Annotated in this window: 20 protein-coding genes; 4 read left to right on the top strand and 16 right to left on the bottom strand. The window is 69.0% G+C overall.

Translation table 11 applies throughout. The annotated features are described in order from the left end of the window. The 7 genes from G3A44_RS05570 to G3A44_RS05540 form a co-directional block, all read right to left on the bottom strand. The coding region (locus tag G3A44_RS05570) for a hypothetical protein (protein WP_163456516.1) at positions 1–188 on the bottom strand (188 nt) is incomplete at its 3' end. 160 nt (positions 189–348) lie between these two features. Further along, the gene (locus tag G3A44_RS05565; RefSeq protein ID WP_163456515.1) at positions 349–1,410 is read right to left on the bottom strand and encodes an ABC transporter ATP-binding protein; all 1,062 of its coding nucleotides are present in this window, start codon (positions 1,408–1,410) and stop codon (positions 349–351) included. A gap of 5 nt (positions 1,411–1,415) precedes the next feature. Beyond that, the gene (locus tag G3A44_RS05560; protein ID WP_163456514.1) at positions 1,416–2,291 is read right to left on the bottom strand and encodes a carbohydrate ABC transporter permease; all 876 of its coding nucleotides are present in this window, start codon (positions 2,289–2,291) and stop codon (positions 1,416–1,418) included. Next, the gene (locus G3A44_RS05555) at positions 2,288–3,166 is read right to left on the bottom strand and encodes a carbohydrate ABC transporter permease (RefSeq protein ID WP_163456513.1); all 879 of its coding nucleotides are present in this window, start codon (positions 3,164–3,166) and stop codon (positions 2,288–2,290) included. The genes G3A44_RS05560 and G3A44_RS05555 overlap by 4 nt, the downstream gene beginning before the upstream one ends. Before the next feature lie 325 nt (positions 3,167–3,491). Next, positions 3,492–4,766, bottom strand: a complete 1,275-nt coding sequence (locus G3A44_RS05550) for an ABC transporter substrate-binding protein (protein ID WP_163456512.1) — start codon at positions 4,764–4,766, stop codon at positions 3,492–3,494. Between the two features lie 191 nt (positions 4,767–4,957). Continuing rightward, the gene (locus tag G3A44_RS05545; protein ID WP_163456511.1) at positions 4,958–6,481 is read right to left on the bottom strand and encodes a sensor histidine kinase; all 1,524 of its coding nucleotides are present in this window, start codon (positions 6,479–6,481) and stop codon (positions 4,958–4,960) included. 25 nt (positions 6,482–6,506) lie between these two features. Beyond that, complete coding sequence (locus G3A44_RS05540; RefSeq protein ID WP_163456510.1) at positions 6,507–7,193, bottom strand: response regulator transcription factor; 687 nt, start codon at positions 7,191–7,193, stop codon at positions 6,507–6,509. Between the two features lie 118 nt (positions 7,194–7,311). Here G3A44_RS05540 and G3A44_RS05535 point away from each other — a divergent pair, with 118 nt between their 5' ends. Then, positions 7,312–7,800, top strand: coding sequence for an aminoacyl-tRNA deacylase (locus G3A44_RS05535; protein WP_163456509.1), 489 nt, complete (start codon positions 7,312–7,314; stop codon positions 7,798–7,800). A 68-nt stretch (positions 7,801–7,868) separates the two neighbouring features. Here G3A44_RS05535 and G3A44_RS05530 read toward each other — a convergent pair whose 3' ends face one another. From G3A44_RS05530 to G3A44_RS05510, 5 genes are all read right to left on the bottom strand, one after another. Then, positions 7,869–8,027: a hypothetical protein gene (locus G3A44_RS05530; RefSeq protein ID WP_163456508.1), complete on the bottom strand. Its 159-nt coding sequence runs from the start codon at positions 8,025–8,027 to the stop codon at positions 7,869–7,871. A 19-nt stretch (positions 8,028–8,046) separates the two neighbouring features. Next, positions 8,047–8,655 (bottom strand): LPP20 family lipoprotein, encoded by a 609-nt coding sequence (locus tag G3A44_RS05525; RefSeq protein WP_163456507.1) that lies wholly within the window; start codon positions 8,653–8,655, stop codon positions 8,047–8,049. Between the two features lie 90 nt (positions 8,656–8,745). After that, positions 8,746–9,150, bottom strand: coding sequence for a hypothetical protein (locus G3A44_RS05520; RefSeq protein WP_163456506.1), 405 nt, complete (start codon positions 9,148–9,150; stop codon positions 8,746–8,748). Between the two features lie 92 nt (positions 9,151–9,242). Beyond that, a complete protein-coding gene (locus tag G3A44_RS05515) occupies positions 9,243–10,229 on the bottom strand; it encodes a hypothetical protein (RefSeq protein ID WP_163456505.1) in 987 nt (328 codons plus the stop codon). Between the two features lie 65 nt (positions 10,230–10,294). Beyond that, on the bottom strand, positions 10,295–11,296 hold the full coding sequence (locus tag G3A44_RS05510; RefSeq protein WP_163456504.1) for an LPP20 family lipoprotein: 1,002 nt from the start codon (positions 11,294–11,296) through the stop codon (positions 10,295–10,297). Positions 11,297–11,541: 245 nt separating this feature from the next. On the opposite strand from G3A44_RS05510, the gene plsY reads away from it, so the two are divergent. The 3 genes from plsY (at position 11,542) to G3A44_RS05495 (ending at position 13,215) form a co-directional block, all read left to right on the top strand. Beyond that, entirely contained in the window at positions 11,542–12,282 is a 741-nt protein-coding gene (gene plsY, locus G3A44_RS05505) for a glycerol-3-phosphate 1-O-acyltransferase PlsY (protein ID WP_163456503.1), read from the top strand. A 1-nt stretch (position 12,283) separates the two neighbouring features. Next, positions 12,284–12,628: a RidA family protein gene (locus G3A44_RS05500; RefSeq protein WP_163456502.1), complete on the top strand. Its 345-nt coding sequence runs from the start codon at positions 12,284–12,286 to the stop codon at positions 12,626–12,628. Positions 12,629–12,729: 101 nt separating this feature from the next. Beyond that, complete coding sequence (locus G3A44_RS05495; protein WP_163456501.1) at positions 12,730–13,215, top strand: glutaredoxin family protein; 486 nt, start codon at positions 12,730–12,732, stop codon at positions 13,213–13,215. Here G3A44_RS05495 and G3A44_RS05490 read toward each other — a convergent pair. The 4 genes from G3A44_RS05490 to G3A44_RS05475 all read right to left on the bottom strand — a co-directional run bounded on the left by G3A44_RS05490 (position 13,200) and on the right by G3A44_RS05475 (position 17,883). After that, positions 13,200–13,823 (bottom strand): L-threonylcarbamoyladenylate synthase, encoded by a 624-nt coding sequence (locus G3A44_RS05490; protein WP_163456500.1) that lies wholly within the window; start codon positions 13,821–13,823, stop codon positions 13,200–13,202. The two genes, G3A44_RS05495 and G3A44_RS05490, sit on opposite strands and share 16 nt — an antisense overlap. A gap of 36 nt (positions 13,824–13,859) precedes the next feature. Then, positions 13,860–14,750 carry a PHP domain-containing protein gene (locus G3A44_RS05485; RefSeq protein WP_163456499.1) on the bottom strand — a complete coding sequence of 297 codons (891 nt, stop codon included), beginning with the start codon at positions 14,748–14,750 and terminating at the stop codon, positions 13,860–13,862. Positions 14,751–14,815: 65 nt separating this feature from the next. Beyond that, positions 14,816–16,774 carry a M48 family metalloprotease gene (locus G3A44_RS05480; protein ID WP_163456498.1) on the bottom strand — a complete coding sequence of 653 codons (1,959 nt, stop codon included), beginning with the start codon at positions 16,772–16,774 and terminating at the stop codon, positions 14,816–14,818. An 11-nt stretch (positions 16,775–16,785) separates the two neighbouring features. Next, entirely contained in the window at positions 16,786–17,883 is a 1,098-nt protein-coding gene (locus G3A44_RS05475; protein WP_239061715.1) for a PQQ-dependent sugar dehydrogenase, read from the bottom strand. Positions 17,884–18,003: the final 120 nt, after the last annotated feature.

The following is an 18,003-nucleotide window of genomic DNA, read 5'->3' as shown; positions in this document are numbered from 1 at the left end:
CCGGTGAAGTTGACTTCGACGCGGCCGGCTTGGTAGGAGCCCTTGGCGCCGGTGGACTTGATGTTCTGGACGCCGGTGTCGAGTTCCATGTTGGCGCTGACGCCGGTGGCGGCGAAGGCGGGGGCGGCCAGGGCCAGGGCGGCGGCGGCGAGGGCGGTGCGGGCGGTGCGGGCGATGGGACGGGTCATGCAGAGTCTCCTAGGGTGATGAACGCCGGGTCATGGCCCGGCTGGGCGAGGGCGGCAGCAGCGGGCTGTCGCCGTGGGTTCTCCCTGGCCGCCGGCGGCAGCCATGGGAAAGGGGAGCAGGGAGGGGGCAGGCTGGCGAGGCGCAGGCCTGCCACGGGCATCAGGCCAGGCGCTGCTCGGTGCCAGCGTCGAAGAGGTGGCAGGCTTGCGGTGCCCAGGCCAGGCCGATGGCCTCGCCCACGCGCTGTTCGACCTTGCCGGCCACCCGGGCCGTGAGCGTGCCCACCGGCGTGTCGGCCAGGACATAAGTTTCCGGTCCGGTGGGCTCCAGCATGCGCAGCGTGGCCGGCAGGCTGCCCGGCGCACCGGCGCCGGCCAGGCGCAGATCCTCGGGACGGACGCCGTAGAGCACCGTGCCTTGGCCGGACAAGGCGGCCTCGTCCACCGGCAGGCTCACGCCATGGGCGCTCAGGCCCTGGGCCTGACGTTCGGCGGTGATGAAGTTCATGGCCGGGGAACCGATGAACTCGGCCACAAAGCGGTTGGCGGGCCGGGCATAGATGTCGTCGGGCGTGCCGAACTGCTGCACCAGGCCGTCCTTCATCACGGCAATGCGGTCGCCCAGGGTCATGGCCTCCACCTGGTCGTGGGTCACATACACCGTGGTGGTCTTGGTGCGCTGGTGCAGCAGCTTGATCTCGGCGCGCATTTCCACGCGCAGCTTGGCATCCAGGTTGGACAGAGGCTCGTCGAACAGGAAGAGCTTGGGGTCGCGGGCCAGGGCCCGGCCCATGGCCACACGCTGGCGTTGGCCGCCGGAGAGCTGGCCGGGCTTGCGGTCCAGCAGGTGGCCGATCTGCAGCATCTTGGCCACGCGCTGCACCGCCTCCTCGCGCTGGGCCTTGGGCACCTTGCGCATCTCCAGGCCGAAGGCGATGTTTTCGCCCACGTTCATGTTGGGGTAGAGCGCGTAGCTCTGGAACACCATGGCAATGTCACGGTCCTTGCTGGGCAGGTAGGTGACGTTGCGCTCGCCGATAAGGATGTCGCCGGAGGTGGGCACATCCAGGCCGGCGATCATCGACAGCAGCGTGGATTTGCCGCAGCCCGAGGGGCCCACGAGGATCAGGAACTCACCGGCCTCGATCTCGATGTCGATGCCCTTGAGGATCTCGGTCTGTCCGTAGGTCTTGCGGACGTTGCGGATGGAAAGCGCACCCATTTCTCTTACCCCTTGACGGCGCCGGCGGTCAGGCCGCGCACGAAATACTTGCCTGCGACGATGTAGACGAACAGCGTGGGCAGCGCGGCGATCATTGCGGCGGCCATGTCCACGTTGTATTCCTTGACGGTGGAGCTGGTGTTGGCCAGGTTGTTCAGGCCCACGGTGATGGGCTTGCTGTCGGCCCCGGAGAACACCACCCCGTAGAGGAAGTCGTTCCAGATGTTGGTGAACTGCCAGATCAGCGTGACCACGAGGATGGGCGTGGACAGTGGCAGCACGATGCGGCGGAAGATCTGCCAGAAGTTGGCGCCGTCCAGCATCGCGGCCTTGATCAGCTCGTCGGGCAGGCCCACGTAGTAGTTGCGGAAGAACAGCGTGGTGCTGGGGATGCCGGCGATCACGTGCACCAAGATCAGGCCCCACACCGAGCTGGCGATGCCCAGCCAGCCCAGCACCTGGCTCATGGGCAGCAGCACCACCTGCATGGGCATGAACACGCCGAACAGGAGCAGGGCGAACATGAACTCGCTGCCGCGGAACTTCCACTTGCTCAGCACATAGCCGTTGAGCGCGCCCACCAGGGTGGACAGGGCCACGGCCGGCACGACCATGAACACCGAGTTCAGGAAGAAGGGCTTCAAGCCGCCGCAGTCGGTGCCGGTGCAGGCGGTGCTCCAAGCCTTGGCCCAGGCCTCGAAGCTCGGGCTCATCGGCAGCGACAGCAGCGTGCCGGTGCGGATCTCCTCCATGGTCTTGAGCGAGGTGCTCACCATGACGTAGAGCGGCGTGAGGAAGAACAGGGCGAACAGGCCCAGTGCGGCGAAGAGGGCGATGCGGCCCAGGGTCAGGCGCGGCGCCAGGGTGGACGGGGCGCTCATTTCTTGGTCCTCAGTTCAGAGTACAGGTAGGGCACCACGATGGCTGCGACGGTGGCCAGCATGATGGTGGCGCTGGCGGCGCCCAGGCCGATCTGGCCGCGGGAGAAGGCCATCGTGTACATGAAGGTGGCGGGCAGGTCGGTGGCGTAGCCGGGGCCGCCGGCGGTGAGCGCCATGACCAGGTCAAAGCTCTTGATCGCCAGGTGGGAGACCACCATCAGCGTGGAGAAGAACACCGGCCGCAGGGTCGGGATGATGATGCGCCAGTAGATGCGGGGCAGGCTGGCCCCGTCGACCTGGGCGGCCTTGATGATGGAGTCGTCGATGCCGCGCAGGCCGGCCAGGAACAGGGCCATGACGAAGCCGGCCGATTGCCAGACCCCGGCGATCACCACACAGTAGATGGCGTAGTCCGGATCCACCAGCCAGCCGAAAGTGAAGGACTCGAAGCCCCATTGGTGCATCAGGTGTTCCAGGCCCAAGCCCGGATTGAGGATCCACTTCCAGGCGGTGCCGGTCACGATGAAGGAAAGCGCCATCGGGTAGAGGTAGATGGTGCGCAGCACGCCCTCGGCGCGCACCTTCTGGTCCAGCAGGATGGCCAGCAGCAGGCCCAGGGCCATGCCGCCGCCGATGAACAAACCGCCGAAGATGCCCAGATTTTGGAGGGCGACCCACCAACGTTCGCTCTCAAACAGGGTGGTGTACTGCTCCAGACCTACGAACTCGTAGTTGGGCAGCAGGCGCGAGGCCGACAGGGACAGGTAGCCGTTCCAGGCCATCAGGCCGTAGATGAAAAGGAACGACAGCACGAACGACGGCGCGATCACCAGCTTGGGCAGCCAGGGCGTGCGCAGCGCAGAGGGTGCGGACATGGTCTTGCGGGGCCGTGGGCGGCCCTCATGGGAGGACGGACGCGGGGCGTCCGGGTCCGCCGAGCGGGCGCCGGGGCGCACCGCTCGGCGGGCGGGGTGGAGCCGCCGCCGCCCCAGGGGGCGTGGCGTCTCCTTCAAGAGGTGGGCATCCCGCGGGATGCGCTGCCGAGGCTTCGGCACCTCGGCGTGGGGGCGGCCACGAGGGGCAGCCCCCCGGCCGGTGGCGGAACCGCCCCGGTACGGGGCGATGCCGTGGTTTGCGGACCACACCCGCCACCCCTGCGGGGCGCCAGGTGCGCCGGAACTCACCGGCAGGTCAGACCGATCACTTGGTCTTGGCGGCTGCGGCGATCTTGGCCACGGCTTCCTTGGCGGTCATCTTGTCGCTGTTCCAGAAGGCACTGACGGCATCCTTGATGGCGCCTTCGGCGGCCGAGGACACGGCCATGCCGTGGGCGATGGAAGGCACCAGGCCGCCAGACTTGGAGGTGGCCACGAAGTCGTTGGAAGACAGCTTGGCGCAGTCGTCGAACTTGTCCATCTTCATGCCCAGACGCACCGGGATGGAGCCCTTGTTCAGGTTGAACAGCTCCTGGAACTCGGTGGACATGATGGCCGAGGCCAGGTCCTTCTGGGCGCGGACATTCGCTTCGTTCTTCAGCTTGAACAGCGCGAAGGAATCCACGTTGAAGGTGAAGGCCTTGCCGGTGTCGGGGGCGGCCGCGCAGACGAAGTCCTTGCCCGGCACCTTGCCGGCGGCCAGGAACTCACCCTTGGCCCAGTCGCCCATGATCTGCATGCCGGCCTCGCCCTTGATCACCATGGCGGTGGCCAGGTTCCAGTCGCGGCCCGGGGCGTTGCGGTCGGTGTAGTCCTTGACGCGCTTGAAAGTGCTCAGCACCTTCTCCATCGTGGCACTGGTCAGGGCGGTCTGGTCCAGCTGGATCAGGGCCTTCTTGTAGAAATCCACGCCGCCCACACCCAGGGCCACGGCCTCGAAGGTGGTGAAGTCCTGCCAGTTCTGGCCGCCATGCGCCACCGGGATGACGCCGGCCTTCTTGAGGGCCTCGGCGGCGGTGAAGAACTCGTCCCAAGTGGTCGGCACCTTGGTGCCAGCCTTCTGGAACACCGCCGGGTTGGCCCACAGCCAGTTCACGCGGTGCACGTTGACCGGGGCGGCAATGTAGTTGCCCTTGTACTTCATCACGTCGCTGACCACCTTGGGCAGCAGCGAGTCCCACTTCTCGGCGTTGGCCACGTCATCCATGTTGGCCAGCACACCTTCACGGGCCCATTCCTGCAGCGACGGGCCCTTGATCTGGGCGGCCGCCGGGGCATTGCCCGAGACGACGCGCGACTTCAGCACCGTCATGGCGGAGTCGCCACCGCCGCCAGCCACGGCAAAGTCCTTCCAGGTGTGGCCCTTGGCCTGAAGCGTGGCCTTCAGGGCCGAGGCGGCCTTGGCTTCGCCACCGCTGGTCCACCAGTGCAGCACCTCGACCTCGCCGGCATGGACCGTGGCGGTGGCGCCGAGGGCGGCGACCAGCGCGGCCGCGGAGGCGATGAAGCTGCGACGCAGCGGGAAGCGGGACAGGGTCATGGTTTGGCTCCTAACATGATGCGCGCTCTTGTTCATGAACGCGTCAGTGCATGTTAATGTTCCGTTCATTTTAGAGCCCAGGGGGTTAACCCGTAGCCCTGCACAGGCTTGGCAATGCCTGTCGGCACCCCACAGGACCCCTGCCGCTGCCCGGATTGCCGAGTGCGCGCCCCGCCTTCAGCCGCTGGCTTTCAGGCGTTGCATATCGGCAGGCACAGGCCCACGCTCAAGCCCCGCGGTTCCCGGGGCAGCAGGCTGACTTGGCCGCCGTGCAGGCGAACGATGTCTTTGACGATGGACAGGCCCAGGCCGCAACCCTGGGCGTCGTGGGCCAGGCGCACAAAGCGCTCGAACACCCGTTCCCTCTCCTGCGCCGGAATGCCCGGCCCGTCGTCCTCCACCCACAGGCACACCTGGTGAGCCGGCCCCACGGCCACCCGCACGGTCACCGTGGCGCCCCGGCCGGCATACCGCAGCGCGTTGTCGATCACGTTGACCAGGGCCTCTCGCAACAGCAGGGCGATGCCGCGCACCTGCGGCCCCGGCGCGGCCGGTATCAGCTGTGCGCTGCCCACATCGTCCAGGCCCTGAAGGGCACCGTCCCCGTCAGGATCGTCGAAACCCAGGTCCACCCCAAGGGCCAGGGCGCGGGGCACCAGGTCGGCCGTGGCCTGGCGTGCGAGCGCCGTGATGTCCAGGGGCACGTGGGCCTGCTGGCGGGCGGCTTCGGGTTCGGCCCGGGCCAGGGTGAGCAGCTGGTTGACCAGGTGGGCGCTGCGCACCGCGCTGTCATGCACCCGCCGCAGGCGGGCGGCCTGCTCGGGATCCTGCGAACGCTGCAGCGCCAGTTCGGTCTGGCTCTTGAGACCGGCCAGCGGGGTGCGCAGTTGGTGCGCGGCATCGCTGATGAAACGCTTCTGGGCCTGCACGCTGTGCTGCACCTGGGCCATCAGGGTGTTGATGGCCAGGGCCAGTGCGCGGACCTCCTGGGCGGCGGCGTCAATCTCCAGGGGCTGCAGGTCATCGGGGGCGCGGCCCTCCACCTGGCGCCGCAGGTGGTCCAGCGGTGCCAGGCCGGCCCGCAGACCCATCCACACCAGGGTGCTGAGCAGCAGCATCAGCAGCGACAGCGGCAGGACCGTGTCCACGAGGATGCGGCGTGCCACCTCCTGGCGGCTGGCGCTCGAGCGTGCCACCTGCACCAGCATGGTCTGGGAGGGCCCCATCTCGTCACCGTAGTGGATAAACAGCGCCGCCACACGCACCGGCTGCGCCCCCACGGCGGGGTCGTCGTGGCCCAGCACGCTGTCATAAACCAGTGGCAGGCCCAGGGCGGCGGTCACCTCCTCCGGTGGTGGCAGGTTGCGGTTGCCCAGCAGGAACTGGCCTGGCGGCGAACTGACGGTGTAGAGCAGGCGGTCTCGGGGATCCGCCTCCAGGATGTCCTGGGCCGCGCGCGGAAAGTCCACATACAGGCCGTTGCCGATCGGCTTGACCTGCCGCGCCAGGGAGCGCAGGGACTGCAGCAGGCTGGCGTCCACCGCCTCGTTGGCGTAGCGAAGCGCCAGGTTGTAGGTGAACAGCGCGCCAGCCAGCCACAGCACCAGCTGGGGCGTGAGGGTCCAGAGCAGCAGTTGCTGGTGCAGCGAGCGGCCGGGACCGGTCAGGCGGAGCCACCGGCGGCGGCGGTCTGCGCGGGGGGCGGGGGAGGGCATGGTGGTGGGCGTCGCACAGGCCGGCTCAGCCGGCCGAGGCCGCGGGCGCGGCCTCCAGCAGGTAGCCCAGCCCGCGCACGGTGCGGATGGACAGGCCGCTGTCCTCGAGCTTCTTGCGCAGGCGGTGGATGTGCACTTCCACCGTGTTGTTGGCCGGCTGCCCTTCGGCACGGTCTGCCGACCAGGCCTGCAGGATCTGCTCCTTGGTGACGACCCGCTCCCGCTGGGCCATGAGCAGGTCCAGCAGCAGCCATTCGCGGGGGCTCAGGTCCAGCGCATTGCCCTGTACCGTGGCCCGGCGCGCCTCCTGTTCCAGCACCAGGTGGCCGAAGCGGGCGGCCGGGGCGGCGGGCCGGGTGCGGCGCAGCAGGGCCCGCAGGCGGGCCTCCAGTTCAGGAAAGTCAAAGGGTTTGCTGAGGTAGTCGTCGGCGCCGGCGTTCAGGCCGGCCACCCGGTCGTCCAAGCTGTCCAGCGCCGTCAGGATGAGCACCGGCAGTTGCGGGCGGGCCAGGCGCACCTTGCGCAGGACGGTCAGGCCGTCCACCAGCGGCAGGCCCAGGTCCAGCACGATCAGGTCAAAGGGTTGGCGCAGGGCCAGGTATTCAGCCACGGCGCCGTTGGCGGCGCGTTCCACCGCGAATCCCGCCGCGCCCAGCTGGGCAGAGAGGGCATCGGCCAGCACATCGTCATCTTCGGCCAGCAGCAGGTTCATGCCATTTCCTGGGCCCGCAGGCCCGTCTCCGGTGTGTCTATCAACCGGGATTGTCGCCCTTGCCTTGCCGGGCCGACGCCCGGGGACGACCCAGGTGGGGCGGCTACAGTCCCGACCCATGGCCAAGAAAGACCGACATGTGAGCGAGACGCCCGCCACCCAGTGGCTGAAGGCGCGGCAGGTGGCGTACACCGAACACCCTTACAACTACGTGGACCACGGCGGCACCGCCGAGTCCGCCCGGCAGCTGGGCTGGCCGGAGCACCAGGTGGTCAAGACGCTGGTGATGCAGGACGAGCGGGCCGAGCCGCTGATTGTGCTGATGCACGGGGACCGGCAGGTGAGCACCAAGAACCTGGCCCGGGCGATTGGGGTGAAGTCTGTCGAGCCTTGCAAGCCGGAGGTGGCACAGCGCCACAGCGGCTACTTGGTGGGTGGCACATCGCCTTTTGGCACAAAAAAGGATATACGCACCTATGTGCAGCGGACGGTGCTGGAGGTGGACCGGATCCTCATCAACGGAGGCCGGCGTGGCTACCTGGTGGGTGTGGCACCGGCCGTGCTCCAAGAGGTGCTGGGCGCGGTGCCGGTGGATTGCGCCTTGTAAGCGCAGACGGGCACGCGCCAGCGCGCGGCCCGCTCAGGTTGAAGCCGTGTGGCGCCACGGCTCAGTCTTCACGGGCGGCGGTGGCGGTCGGCCTCGCGCGAGAGTTCATCCTGGGCATCGCGCCCGCGCTGCATCGCGCGCGTGCCGTCCGGCGGCGGGGGCGGCGCCGCGCAGGCGGTCAGCAGGGACAGCAGGGTCGCCATTGCGGCGGTGAGCAGCTTGGTCATGGCTGGAGGCCTCCCGGTTTCACTGGCCGGCTGCGGGCGTCCCGCGCAGCTTGGCGATGTCGTCAGCCAATTCGTCCTGACCCTTCTTGGCGCGGAACTGCTGCCATGCCGCGCGGTCGTTGTTCATGCTGGTGCGCAGGGCGGCGGCGGTGGACTGTTCGGCCAGCTTGGGGTCCAGGCCGACCAGGACATAGACCATGCCGGTCGGACTGGTGTAGCTGCGGTAGACGCGCGAACCCGAGAGGGTCTCCACCGTGATCAGCTTGGAGACACTGGTGTTGACCTTGTCCACCGTCTCGCTGCCGGCGGCGCCGGTGGTCTCGGCGTATTGCTTGACCATGTTGGTGACATGCACGCGCATCTGCTGGGCCAGGCGCACACGGGCGGCCGCCGTGGCCTGGTCCTGCATGAAGGCAAAGCCCGCCGCAGACTTCTCGTGCGAGCCGATGGCCGAGACGGCCACGCCTTCGACAGGCATGTTGCAGATCCAGCCCGGGGCTTTGACCTTGGGGGCATCCGGGAACACGCATTCGGCCACCTCCTCGGCGGGCTTGGCGGGTTTGCTGCCGCAGGCGGCCAGGGTCAGGGCCACGGTCACGCCGGTGGCAATCATCAGGATTCGTCTCATGGTCTTGCACCTCTCCTAGTTCAACGGGTTCGGGCCGTTCGGCCCTTGCCCCACATCATCGGCCCGCATGGCGTGCCGGCCGGACTGCGTTCAAGGGATGGGCACCACCCAGACCCACAGCGTGCCGTGGGGGTCCAGCCATTTGGCCTGGACCCGCGACCGTACGGTCTGCCCCTCCACTTCCTCACGGACCTCCCGTTGGGAAACGCTGCTGTGGCGTTCGCCGATGACCGTTTCTTGGGTCTGTTGCACGCTGCTCAGGCGAACACCCAGCCGTTTGGCCAATTCGTCACGCGCCCGGGTGATGGCCAATGCCTCCTGGGCGGCGCGGCCCATCACATGCAGTCCCGCCGAGGCCGACACCCCCTCGCCGGGTGCGTCGATCCACGCCGGCCGCGAGGGCAGGGGGGCGAGCGGCAGGCTGCAGGCGGGCAGTGTCCCCAGGCTGACCATCAGCCAGAAGGCCAGCCAAGGCGCCGGCCAAAGCGTCGGCAAAACAGTGGACTGTCGGGCGCGCAGGGACCGATCCCGTCGCGCCTTGGGGGGTGGCGCGCCGCGGAGGGTGGCGCGGGCGGCTGGGTGCGCGTTCACCGCCGCCGGGCCGCGTAGGTCACGGCCACAAAGTCGCCGCCGCGTACTTTGCTGGCGGCTTGGCGGCTCAGGCGCACCCAGGCATCGTGTTCGCGCAGGTCGCTGGTCACGGTGGCACTGGCCAGCAGCTTGCGGTCCATGCGCGGAGCCACGCCGGGGGCCTGGAACTCCTCCTCCAGGTAAATCTCGATCTGGTCGCCCGCGGCCAGCCCCTGCTCGCTGCCCATCGAGATCAGCAGCATCACATGTTCCTCGGCCGTGGGGAAGCTGCCCACCCGGCAGTCGCGCCGGGCTACCACCTGGCCCCGGCGCTTGAACATCTGCAGCAGTTCGTCCCGGGCTTTCTGGACCGCATCCGCGGCGGCACGGCGCATCAGCGTGGCGCCGGTCTCGTCGTTGCGTGCCCGCCCACCGTCAGACTCCTTGGCTTCGCCACTGGCGCGTACGGTCCGCAGCAGCTTCATGGACGGCATCTCGACGATGCGGATGTTCAAGCGCACCTGAGCCCGGTGCTTGAACTGTGCCGGCACCACCGTCACCAGCTCGCCCTTGATGGGCACGCGCAAGGCATCCTGGAAGGGGGCGTCGTATTCGGCCATCGTGACCTCCGGCACGAAGGCAAAGTTGGCCACCTGCGGCCCCTGGTAGGTGGAGGTGCCAAGGGCTTCTGCCGTCCTCAGCTGCTGGGCCAGCACTGGGGGCAGGGTGCCGCTGTCGATCAACTCCACGCCGCGCTGGGCCACGGCCTGTCGCAGTGCGCCGGCCACGCTCTGGCCCAGATGCGCCCGCTGGGCCAGCGAGCTGCTGCCGGCACCCGGCTCCACCACCACCAGCTTGGGCAGCGCGGATTCGTCGGCGCGCTCAGCGATCTCCACGCCGGCGCGCTGCACCAGCGGAACGTCCTGCACTGCGGTGCATTGCTGCAAGCTCTGTGGCGCGCTGGCGCAGCCGGTCAGTGCCAGGCCGCACAGGACCAGGGGCACCCAGGGCCTGGTCCAGGCACAGGGCAAGAGAAGGAGGAGTGGGGCGGTGCGCATGGTTTCGGGTCTCACTGGGTGGGCAGGCCCAAGACCTTGAGCACGCCGTCCTTGCGCATGTCCTCGCCCAGCACTCGAAGCGCCACCTGGCGTGCCCCGTCGTGGCCGGTCATGGAGCTCCCCGCGGCCACCCGGTTGTAGCTGGCCCGCACCTGGCCGGCCGAGTCGCTCAGGGTCATGGCCACGGTCAGTCTCAGGATGCGGCTGCCCTGCAACTCATCGCGCCGCTCCTGGACCGACAGGCCCAGGGTGGCATTGGCTTCAGCCGCCCGGCGGGTCAAACGGATGCCTTGGCTGGCCAGGTAGGCGGATACGGTCTGGGCCACCTCGGCATCCGGGGCGGTGTGGGCCACCACGATCACCAGACGGGTGACGATCGCGTCCGCCTCAGCCAGCCAGCCTCGCACCTTGGTCTGGTGGGCAGCCTCATCGGCGTTGAGTTGATCGCGCCCCAGCAGCTCATAATGTGCAGCCAGCGCCTGCAGGCCGGCGCGTGAACGCACCAGCACCGCGTACTGGTCAAGCAGGGTGCGGTCAGACAGGCCGGCCAGCGCGACGTCCAGGCTCTGCCGCAGCTGCTGGATCCGTTCCCGGGTTTCCGCCCTGAACTGCGCCTTCTCGACACGGACCATCACCGCCATGCCGGCCGGCGAGGGTTCGGACTTCACGATCTGGTGGTGCCGGAACTCGATGCGCTCAACTTCTTCTGTCACCGCGGTGGCGGACTGCCGGCTGACCTGACCGTTGAAGTCGGAGGTGACATTGGTGGTGCGGCCGGAGACGACCACCTTCATGCGCGTGGCGATGTCCTTGAGCGCGGCGCGCCGCGCCGCGGCCTGGTCATGCCCTTCACCGATGCCGAAGTAGGCGTCGGTGGTGTCCTGAGGGGGTTGCAGCACCCAGGCGGGGGTCTCGGCACCGCGGCGGCCTGGCAGGCTGGCGCCGCAGGCAGCCAGGCCTGCGGTCAAGGTCAGGGCCGCCAGGGTACCCAGGCTGGCTCGGCGAGCGATCATGCATTCTCCTGCGTCAGGCAAGGCGGCCCGGCACCCCGCTGCGCAGGGCGGTCGTCAGGCCATCCGGTGATTGAGAATGAGTGTAAACGCGGGGTCTGCGCCCTCGCAGGGCCCTCGGCGCCGCTGAGGCGGCCGAGCACCTCCGGCGGGCGCCGGCCTCCTAGAATGCAGGGTTTGGCTGGCGCCTGCCGGCTTGTTTTCCTGCCCTCTGTCCAGAAGATTCCGCCTCTGGCGGACCCCGACGCATGTCCCTCAGCCCCACCGTCCTGTCCCCGGTGCTCATCCTGGCCGCCTATCTTTTCGGGTCCCTCTCCTTTGCCGTGCTGGTCAGCCGCTGGATGGGGCTGGACGATCCGCGCACCTATGGCTCGGGCAACCCCGGGGCGACCAATGTGCTGCGTTCGGGCAGCAAGAAGGCGGCCATCCTGACGTTGTTGCTCGATGCGCTCAAGGGCTTCGTGCCGGTGTTGCTGGTCCGGGTGTTCGCGCCGGAGCTGGGGGTGGGCGTCCTGACCGTGGGCCTGGTGGGCCTGGCGGCGTTTCTCGGCCACCTCTGGCCGGTTTTCTTCCGCTTCCAAGGCGGCAAGGGGGTGGCCACTGCTGCCGGCGTGATGCTGGCCTGGTCGCCGTGGCTGGGCCTGGCGGTGCTGCTGACCTGGCTGGCCGTGGCCTACTTGAGCCGCTATTCCTCGCTGGCCGCCATCTGCGCCTGCCTGGCTGCCCCGGTCTACCAGATGCTCTTCTGGGACGATGTCACCCTGCTGCTGGCCATGGTGCCGATGTGCCTGCTGCTGGTCTGGCGCCATGAGGGCAACATCCGCAAGCTGCTGGCAGGCACCGAGTCGCGTATTGGCCAAAAGGCGGCCAGCCCGGCACCGGCGCCCCACGCCCCCCTTCATCCCCACGCCCATGGTGGTAAGCACGCGGCCGGCCATGGCCGCGGCCGCCGTGGCTCCAAGTCCTCTCACAGCAAAGGAAAGCACTGAAATGGTTCAACGTTACGAAGTCGGCGTTCGCATGTCTGAAATGGCCGTGCACAACGGCGTGGCCTACCTGGCGGGCCAAGTGGCCGCCGACGGTTCCCAGGACATCAGTGGCCAGACCCGTCAGGTCCTGGCCGCCATTGACGCGCTGCTGGCCCAGGCCGGCACCGACAAGACCAAGATCCTCCGCGCCCAGATCTACCTGGCCGACATCAGCGAGTTTCCTGGCATGAATGCCGTGTGGGACAGCTGGGTGGTGGCTGGGCACACCCCGCCGCGCGCCACGGTGCAGGCGTCGCTGGCCAAGCCGGAGTGGAAGGTCGAGATCGTCGTCACCGCGGCGGTCTGAGACTGGACCGATCCGGTGCCCGAACGAGCGGGTCAGGCCTGCCACAGGCGCTGATGGCCGACTTGGATGATCCCGATCCCGACATGGCCGGACCCCCGGCCGTGTCCGCTCGTTCTGGGTCCACGCCATGTGGCGCGGGTGCCAAGCGCAGCCGGACCACCGCGCGCCGTGAGGCACTGCGCCTTCTGGTCATCGTGCTGGTCCTGTCAGCTGCGTGGCAGGCCTTGCAGTCGTGGCGCCAGCAGCGGCTGGTGCAAGCCTTGGCCGCACAGCTTCAGCCCGGCGACCTGACCCTGTTGTCCTCGGTGAGCTGTGTTTATTGCGACCGCGCACGGTCATGGTTGCAGCAGGCAGGCCTGCCCTTTGAGGAATGTTTCATCGAGCGGGAGCCCGAATGCGCCACCTTGTGGGTACGCACGGGCGGTCGCGGCACGCCGACCATCCTGGTGCGTGGGCAGGTGCAGCTGGGGTTCCGGCCAGAGGCGGTGCTGGCCGCGTTGCAGATGACGCCACTGGCCGGTGGTGGCACCTCTTCTCCGCAGGTGCCGCCATCTGCTGCCCCGGGCGGAACTCAAAGTCCCAGCTGATTCGGGTCCCCACGACCGACCCGCAGCACTTCCGGCGCTTCGCCCGTCAGGTCCACGATGGTGGTGGGTGCCATGGGGCACGCACCGGCATCCACCACGGCCTGCAACTGCTTTTCGTAGAGAGTACGGATCTGTTCTGGGTCGTTGAGCGGCTCACTTTCGCCGGCCGGGATGAGCGTGGTGGCCAGCAGGGGCTGGCCCAGCTCCTCCAGCAACGCGGCCAGCACTGGATGCTCGGGCACCCGCAGGCCGATGGTGCGCCGGGACGGGTGTGACAGCCGTCGCGGCACTTCCTTGGTGGCTTCCAGGATGAAGGTGAACGGCCCAGGCGTGCCCAGCTTGAGCAAGCGGAACTGCCGGTTGTCGACCCGGGCGTAGTTGGCCAGCTCGGACAGGTCGCGGCAGATCAGGGTCAGGTGATGCTTGTCGTCCACCTGGCGCAGGCGCCTCAGCCGCTCTGCGGCAGCCTTGTCGTCCAGATGGCAGACCAGGGCGTAGCTGGAGTCGGTGGGCACCGCGGCCACGCCGCCGTCATGCAGGATGCGCGCAGCCTGCTTGAGCAGACGCGCCTGCGGGTTGACCGGGTGAACTTGGAAGAACTGGGACATGCCACGATTGTGGCAGCCGGTGGCCTGGCGAGGGGGTCAGGCCGACAAGGCCCAGCCAGGGGTCGCTGTGCGGTGTCTCAGGCGGTCGGCCCAGAGCGTCCAGACCGGGGTGACGCGGCTGGGGAGGTCGGGTAGGTCGCCCAGGTCCACGCGGCTTTCTTGCGGGGCGTGGAAGTCACTGCCGCGCGAGGCCAGCAAGCTGAACTCCTGTGCCATGTCCGCATAGCGCTGGACTTCGTCGGGAAAATGGCTGCCACAGGTCACTTCCACCCCAATGCCACCATGGCCCTTGAACTCCTCGAACAAGGCCCATTCCAGGGTCGGGTTGAAGGGGTAGCGGGCCGGATGGGCCAGCACCGCCACGCCGCCAGCGTCCCGGATCCAGCCCAGGGTCTGGCCCAGACCGGCCCAGCGGTGGGGCACAAAGCCGGGTTTGCCGGCCTTCATGAAGCGGCTGAAGACCTCTTGCATACTGGCGCAGTGGCCCTGGGCCACGAGAAAACGGGCGAAATGGGTGCGTGAGAGCTGCTGTGGCTGCCCGCCCGCCAGCACCAGCGCGCCCTCGTAGGCCCCGTGGATGCCCACGGCGGCCAGCGAGCGGCCCATCTCCTGGGCGCGGGCGTCGCGGCCATTTCGCATGGTCGCCAGGCCTTGGACCAGGCTGGGGCTGGTCGGATCGACGTCCAGGCCGAGCACATGGACCGTTTCGCCGGCGAAGCTGACGGAAATCTCCACCCCGCAGACATAGTCCATGCCCAAGGCCTGGGCGGCTTGTCGCGCCTGGGCCTGACCGCCCAGGTCGTCATGGTCGGTCAGCGACCACAGCTGCACGCCGGCCGCGTGCGCCCGGTGGGCCAGCTCGGCGGGCGAGAGGGCACCATCAGAGTGGTGGGAGTGGCAATGGAGGTCGGCGTTCAGCAGATGCACGACTGCATTTTAGGGACGGCCCGGCGGTGCAGTGGTCTGCAGGGGTGTTGCGCCGGGCCGTGCGTTCAAGCGTGTCGTCGCCGGTAGATGCAGGCTTCAGGGGTGCCGGTGAACAGGGCCACCAAGTCCCGGCGGTCCGTCTGTCGCCAGGCGGGGTGGGCCAGGTCCAGCACCATGAAATCAAATGGCAGCTGGAGGCGGTCCAGCCAATGGGCCCACCAACTGTCCTTGGCGGCTTGCAGCCAGGTGCCCGAGCGCTCGATCACCACCAGGTGCATCACCCATCCGGGCGCGCGCGGATCGGTCTTGCGCCATAGGTATACCGCCCCCACGCCGGGCTCGCTGCGGAAGTCATGCAGCGCTTCGCGCAGCACGCAGGCATGTACCTGGGCAGCCTCCAGCCGTTGGGGGCCTTCAAATTGACCCAGCACGTCGAGTGCCGCTTCGCGGCGCGATTGCAGCTCGCGTACCCGCTGCCGCCAGATGCTGACGGCCTGCGGATCGGTGATGGCCTCGGGTTGCCGGGCTTGCAACTGCTCCAGCCAGTCGCGTAGGCGCTGGGCCGCGGGCAGGCACCAGTGCGGCTGACCTGGTGGGGTGGTGGCCGCGGCCAGTTCTGCCAGTCGGGCGCAGGCTGTGTGGATGGCATCCACTTGGTCGGCGTCGGGTGAGTGGGGAGCCTGGTCCAGCACGGCCTGGGCCCAGTGCAGTCCGGCTTCGGGTGGCTGGCCATGGCGTTGCCAAACGACCTGCCAGGCGGCCAGCGCTTCGGCCGGGGGCCGAAGTTCATCGGTCAGTCGGGCATGGTGCAGCGCTTCGTCTGCCGTGGCCTCGCCCTGCGCCAGCCGCTGGCTCAGTTGGGTCCATTGCTGCTGCCGAGACTGGCGCGTGCGGTAGTGGGCTTGCCAGTCCTGACTGACCCGGCCTTGCCACCAGCGGTCCAGCCGGTCGGTGAGAGGGGTGGTGTGTTCGGCGAGCAGGGCTTCGGCCGCCGTTTGAGCGGGCGGCTCGGGCAGTTGCAGGGGCTGGCCCGCCAGCTCCAGACGGTCGCGCAGCCCGGGGTGGGTGTCCTGCGGATCGGGCAGTGCCTTCCAGGCTTGCTGCAGCCACCGGGCGGCCTGCGGATGGCCGGTGGCGGTGCGCAGTCGGCGGCCCAGGGTCTGCAGCGGGCGCAGGCCCTCTGGGCTGGGTCGCTGGTCGGCCTGCGCCCACACCGCCGGCCAGAAGGTCTGCTGCAGGTAGCGCGCCTGGATCTCCAGGGTGGTCAGGGCCCGTGCCAGGTGGGTGGGACCCACGGCCACATGCGCCAGTTGATCGGCGGCCACTTCCATCTGGCGTGACAGCACCAGCGCGCGGGCGTCGAAGCGCGGCAGGTAGTAGTGAAAGAACACGCTCACCACCAGGTGGGACAGGTTGTCCCGGCCGTCATGAAGACGAGCCAGTTCGACCCAGCTGCGGCGGGTGCGGTAGAGCCAGCCGTCAAACCAGTGGTGGGAGCCCCGGAGGTGGCCAAACTCGTGGGCCAGGATGGCCGCCAGGGCCTTGACGTCGCAGCCCATGAGCAAGGGCAGTCCCAGGTGGAGGACATGCCGGTGCCAGCCCAGCACGCCCAGGCGCGGGCGCAGGGACACCCCGGCGTTGAGCGCGTCGTCCAGCACCACCAGGTCCGGGCGCGGTGCACGGCAGCGCGCGGCCACCCGGTCGATCAGCTCGAACAGGCGTGGGGCCTCTGTCCGGGTGATCACGTCGCCCACCAGTGGTGGTGGGCGCACCCAGATGGCACGCAACACCGCCCAGGCCAAGGACAGGCAGCCCGCCACCAAGACCAGCCGCAGGCCCCACCAGCCCTGCACCGCCAGCCCCAGCCACAGGGCGCCGAGCAGTGCTGCGGTCAGCAGCAAACCCAAGGCTGCCAGCCCGGCCGCCGCCCACAGGGCGGTGACCCAGGCAAAGCGCGTGGGCGCGCTGCGGGCGTCCAGCTCGTGTCGCGCCACCAGGGCACGGAATTCCTTGTCCGTCAGCATGGTGAGGCGACTCAGGGCTTGAGTCGCAGCAGGCGACCATCGGCGTTGTCGGTCAGCAGGTAGATCCAGCCATCTGGCGCCTGGCGCACGTCACGGATGCGCTCGCCCAAGCGCGTCAGGAGGCGCTCCTCACGCACCACCTGCTGGTCGCGCAGTTGCAGACGCACCAGCGCCTCGCCACGCAGTGCGCCCAGCAGCAGGTCCCCCTGCCAGCTCGGGTAACGGGGGCTACTGACAAAGGTCAGGCCACTGGGGGCGATGGAGGTGGGGGCCCAGTGCCACACCGGGGACTGCACGTCGTCCCGCTTTGCGCCTTCTCCAATGCGGGTGCCGGAGCCGTAGTTGCGGCCGTAGGTGATTTCGGGCCAGCCGTAGTGGCGTCCGGGTAGGGTCCGGTTGAGTTCGTCGCCGCCCTGAGGGCCGTGCTCGGTGGTCCACAACTCGCCCGTTTGCGGATGCACCGCGGCGCCCTGGACATTGCGGTGTCCCCAGCTCCAGATCTCGGGCCTGGCGCTGGCCCGCCCCAGCAGCGGGTTGTCGCGAGGCACCTCGCCGTCGGTGGTGATGCGCACGATCTTGCCCAGGTGGTTGTCCAGGCGCGGTGCGTCGTCCTTGCGCTGGAAGCGGTCACCCAGCGTGAGCCACAGGTGTCCATCGCGGCCCAGCGCCAGGCGACCTCCGCAGTGCAGTTTGCTGTCGACCTTGGGCTGCTGCTCGAAGAGGCGGCGAAGGTCGGTCAGGCGCTGGCCCTGCAGCCGGGCTACGTACACCACCACCCCGTTGCCTGCCTCGCCTGTTTCGGTCGGTCCCGCTTCGCTCAGGCTGAGGTAGATCCGTCCGCTTTGCGCATGATCGGGCGGCACCAGCACGTCGAGCAGGCCGCACTGGCCCCCGGCGCTCACCGCCGGGAGGCCCTCTAGAGGTGCTTGTAGCCTGCCTGAGGCCTCCAGGCGCCGCAGGCGGCCGGGGCGCTCGGTGACCAGGAAGCCGCCGTCGGGCAGGAAGGCCACCGACCAGGGGTGGACCAGGCCGCGGGCTACCGTTTCCACCTGCGGTTCTGCCCGGGCGACGGAAGGGGGCAGGGCGCCGGCTGCCGCCAGGGCGGCCAAGGCGAGTGTCGGGCACCACCTTCCCAACTGGAGGGGCCGGGCAGCCGGGCCCGCGGCGACAGCGGGGGGGCAGGGGGGGAAAGAGGCGCGCATGCCCGCATCATGCCCGCAGCCTGTCGG

Origin of the sequence: Ideonella livida, assembly GCF_010499455.1 — a bacterium.
Classification (GTDB): domain Bacteria; phylum Pseudomonadota; class Gammaproteobacteria; order Burkholderiales; family Burkholderiaceae_C; genus Ideonella; species Ideonella livida.
The sequence above is the reverse complement of the archived record's forward strand: the minus strand, read 5'-3'. Positions and strand labels throughout refer to the sequence as shown.

Coding starts and splice junctions, on each gene's coding strand:
- G3A44_RS05565 (WP_163456515.1), bottom strand. CDS start 1,410: ATGGGTGCGCTTTCCATCCGCAACGTCCGCAAGACCTACGGACAGACC.
- G3A44_RS05560 (WP_163456514.1), bottom strand. CDS start 2,291: ATGAGCGCCCCGTCCACCCTGGCGCCGCGCCTGACCCTGGGCCGCATC.
- G3A44_RS05555 (WP_163456513.1), bottom strand. CDS start 3,166: ATGTCCGCACCCTCTGCGCTGCGCACGCCCTGGCTGCCCAAGCTGGTG.
- G3A44_RS05550 (WP_163456512.1), bottom strand. CDS start 4,766: ATGACCCTGTCCCGCTTCCCGCTGCGTCGCAGCTTCATCGCCTCCGCG.
- G3A44_RS05545 (WP_163456511.1), bottom strand. CDS start 6,481: ATGCCCTCCCCCGCCCCCCGCGCAGACCGCCGCCGCCGGTGGCTCCGC.
- G3A44_RS05540 (WP_163456510.1), bottom strand. CDS start 7,193: ATGAACCTGCTGCTGGCCGAAGATGACGATGTGCTGGCCGATGCCCTC.
- G3A44_RS05535 (WP_163456509.1), top strand. CDS start 7,312: ATGGCCAAGAAAGACCGACATGTGAGCGAGACGCCCGCCACCCAGTGG.
- G3A44_RS05530 (WP_163456508.1), bottom strand. CDS start 8,027: ATGACCAAGCTGCTCACCGCCGCAATGGCGACCCTGCTGTCCCTGCTG.
- G3A44_RS05525 (WP_163456507.1), bottom strand. CDS start 8,655: ATGAGACGAATCCTGATGATTGCCACCGGCGTGACCGTGGCCCTGACC.
- G3A44_RS05510 (WP_163456504.1), bottom strand. CDS start 11,296: ATGATCGCTCGCCGAGCCAGCCTGGGTACCCTGGCGGCCCTGACCTTG.
- plsY (WP_163456503.1), top strand. CDS start 11,542: ATGTCCCTCAGCCCCACCGTCCTGTCCCCGGTGCTCATCCTGGCCGCC.
- G3A44_RS05500 (WP_163456502.1), top strand. CDS start 12,284: ATGGTTCAACGTTACGAAGTCGGCGTTCGCATGTCTGAAATGGCCGTG.
- G3A44_RS05490 (WP_163456500.1), bottom strand. CDS start 13,823: ATGTCCCAGTTCTTCCAAGTTCACCCGGTCAACCCGCAGGCGCGTCTG.
- G3A44_RS05480 (WP_163456498.1), bottom strand. CDS start 16,774: ATGCTGACGGACAAGGAATTCCGTGCCCTGGTGGCGCGACACGAGCTG.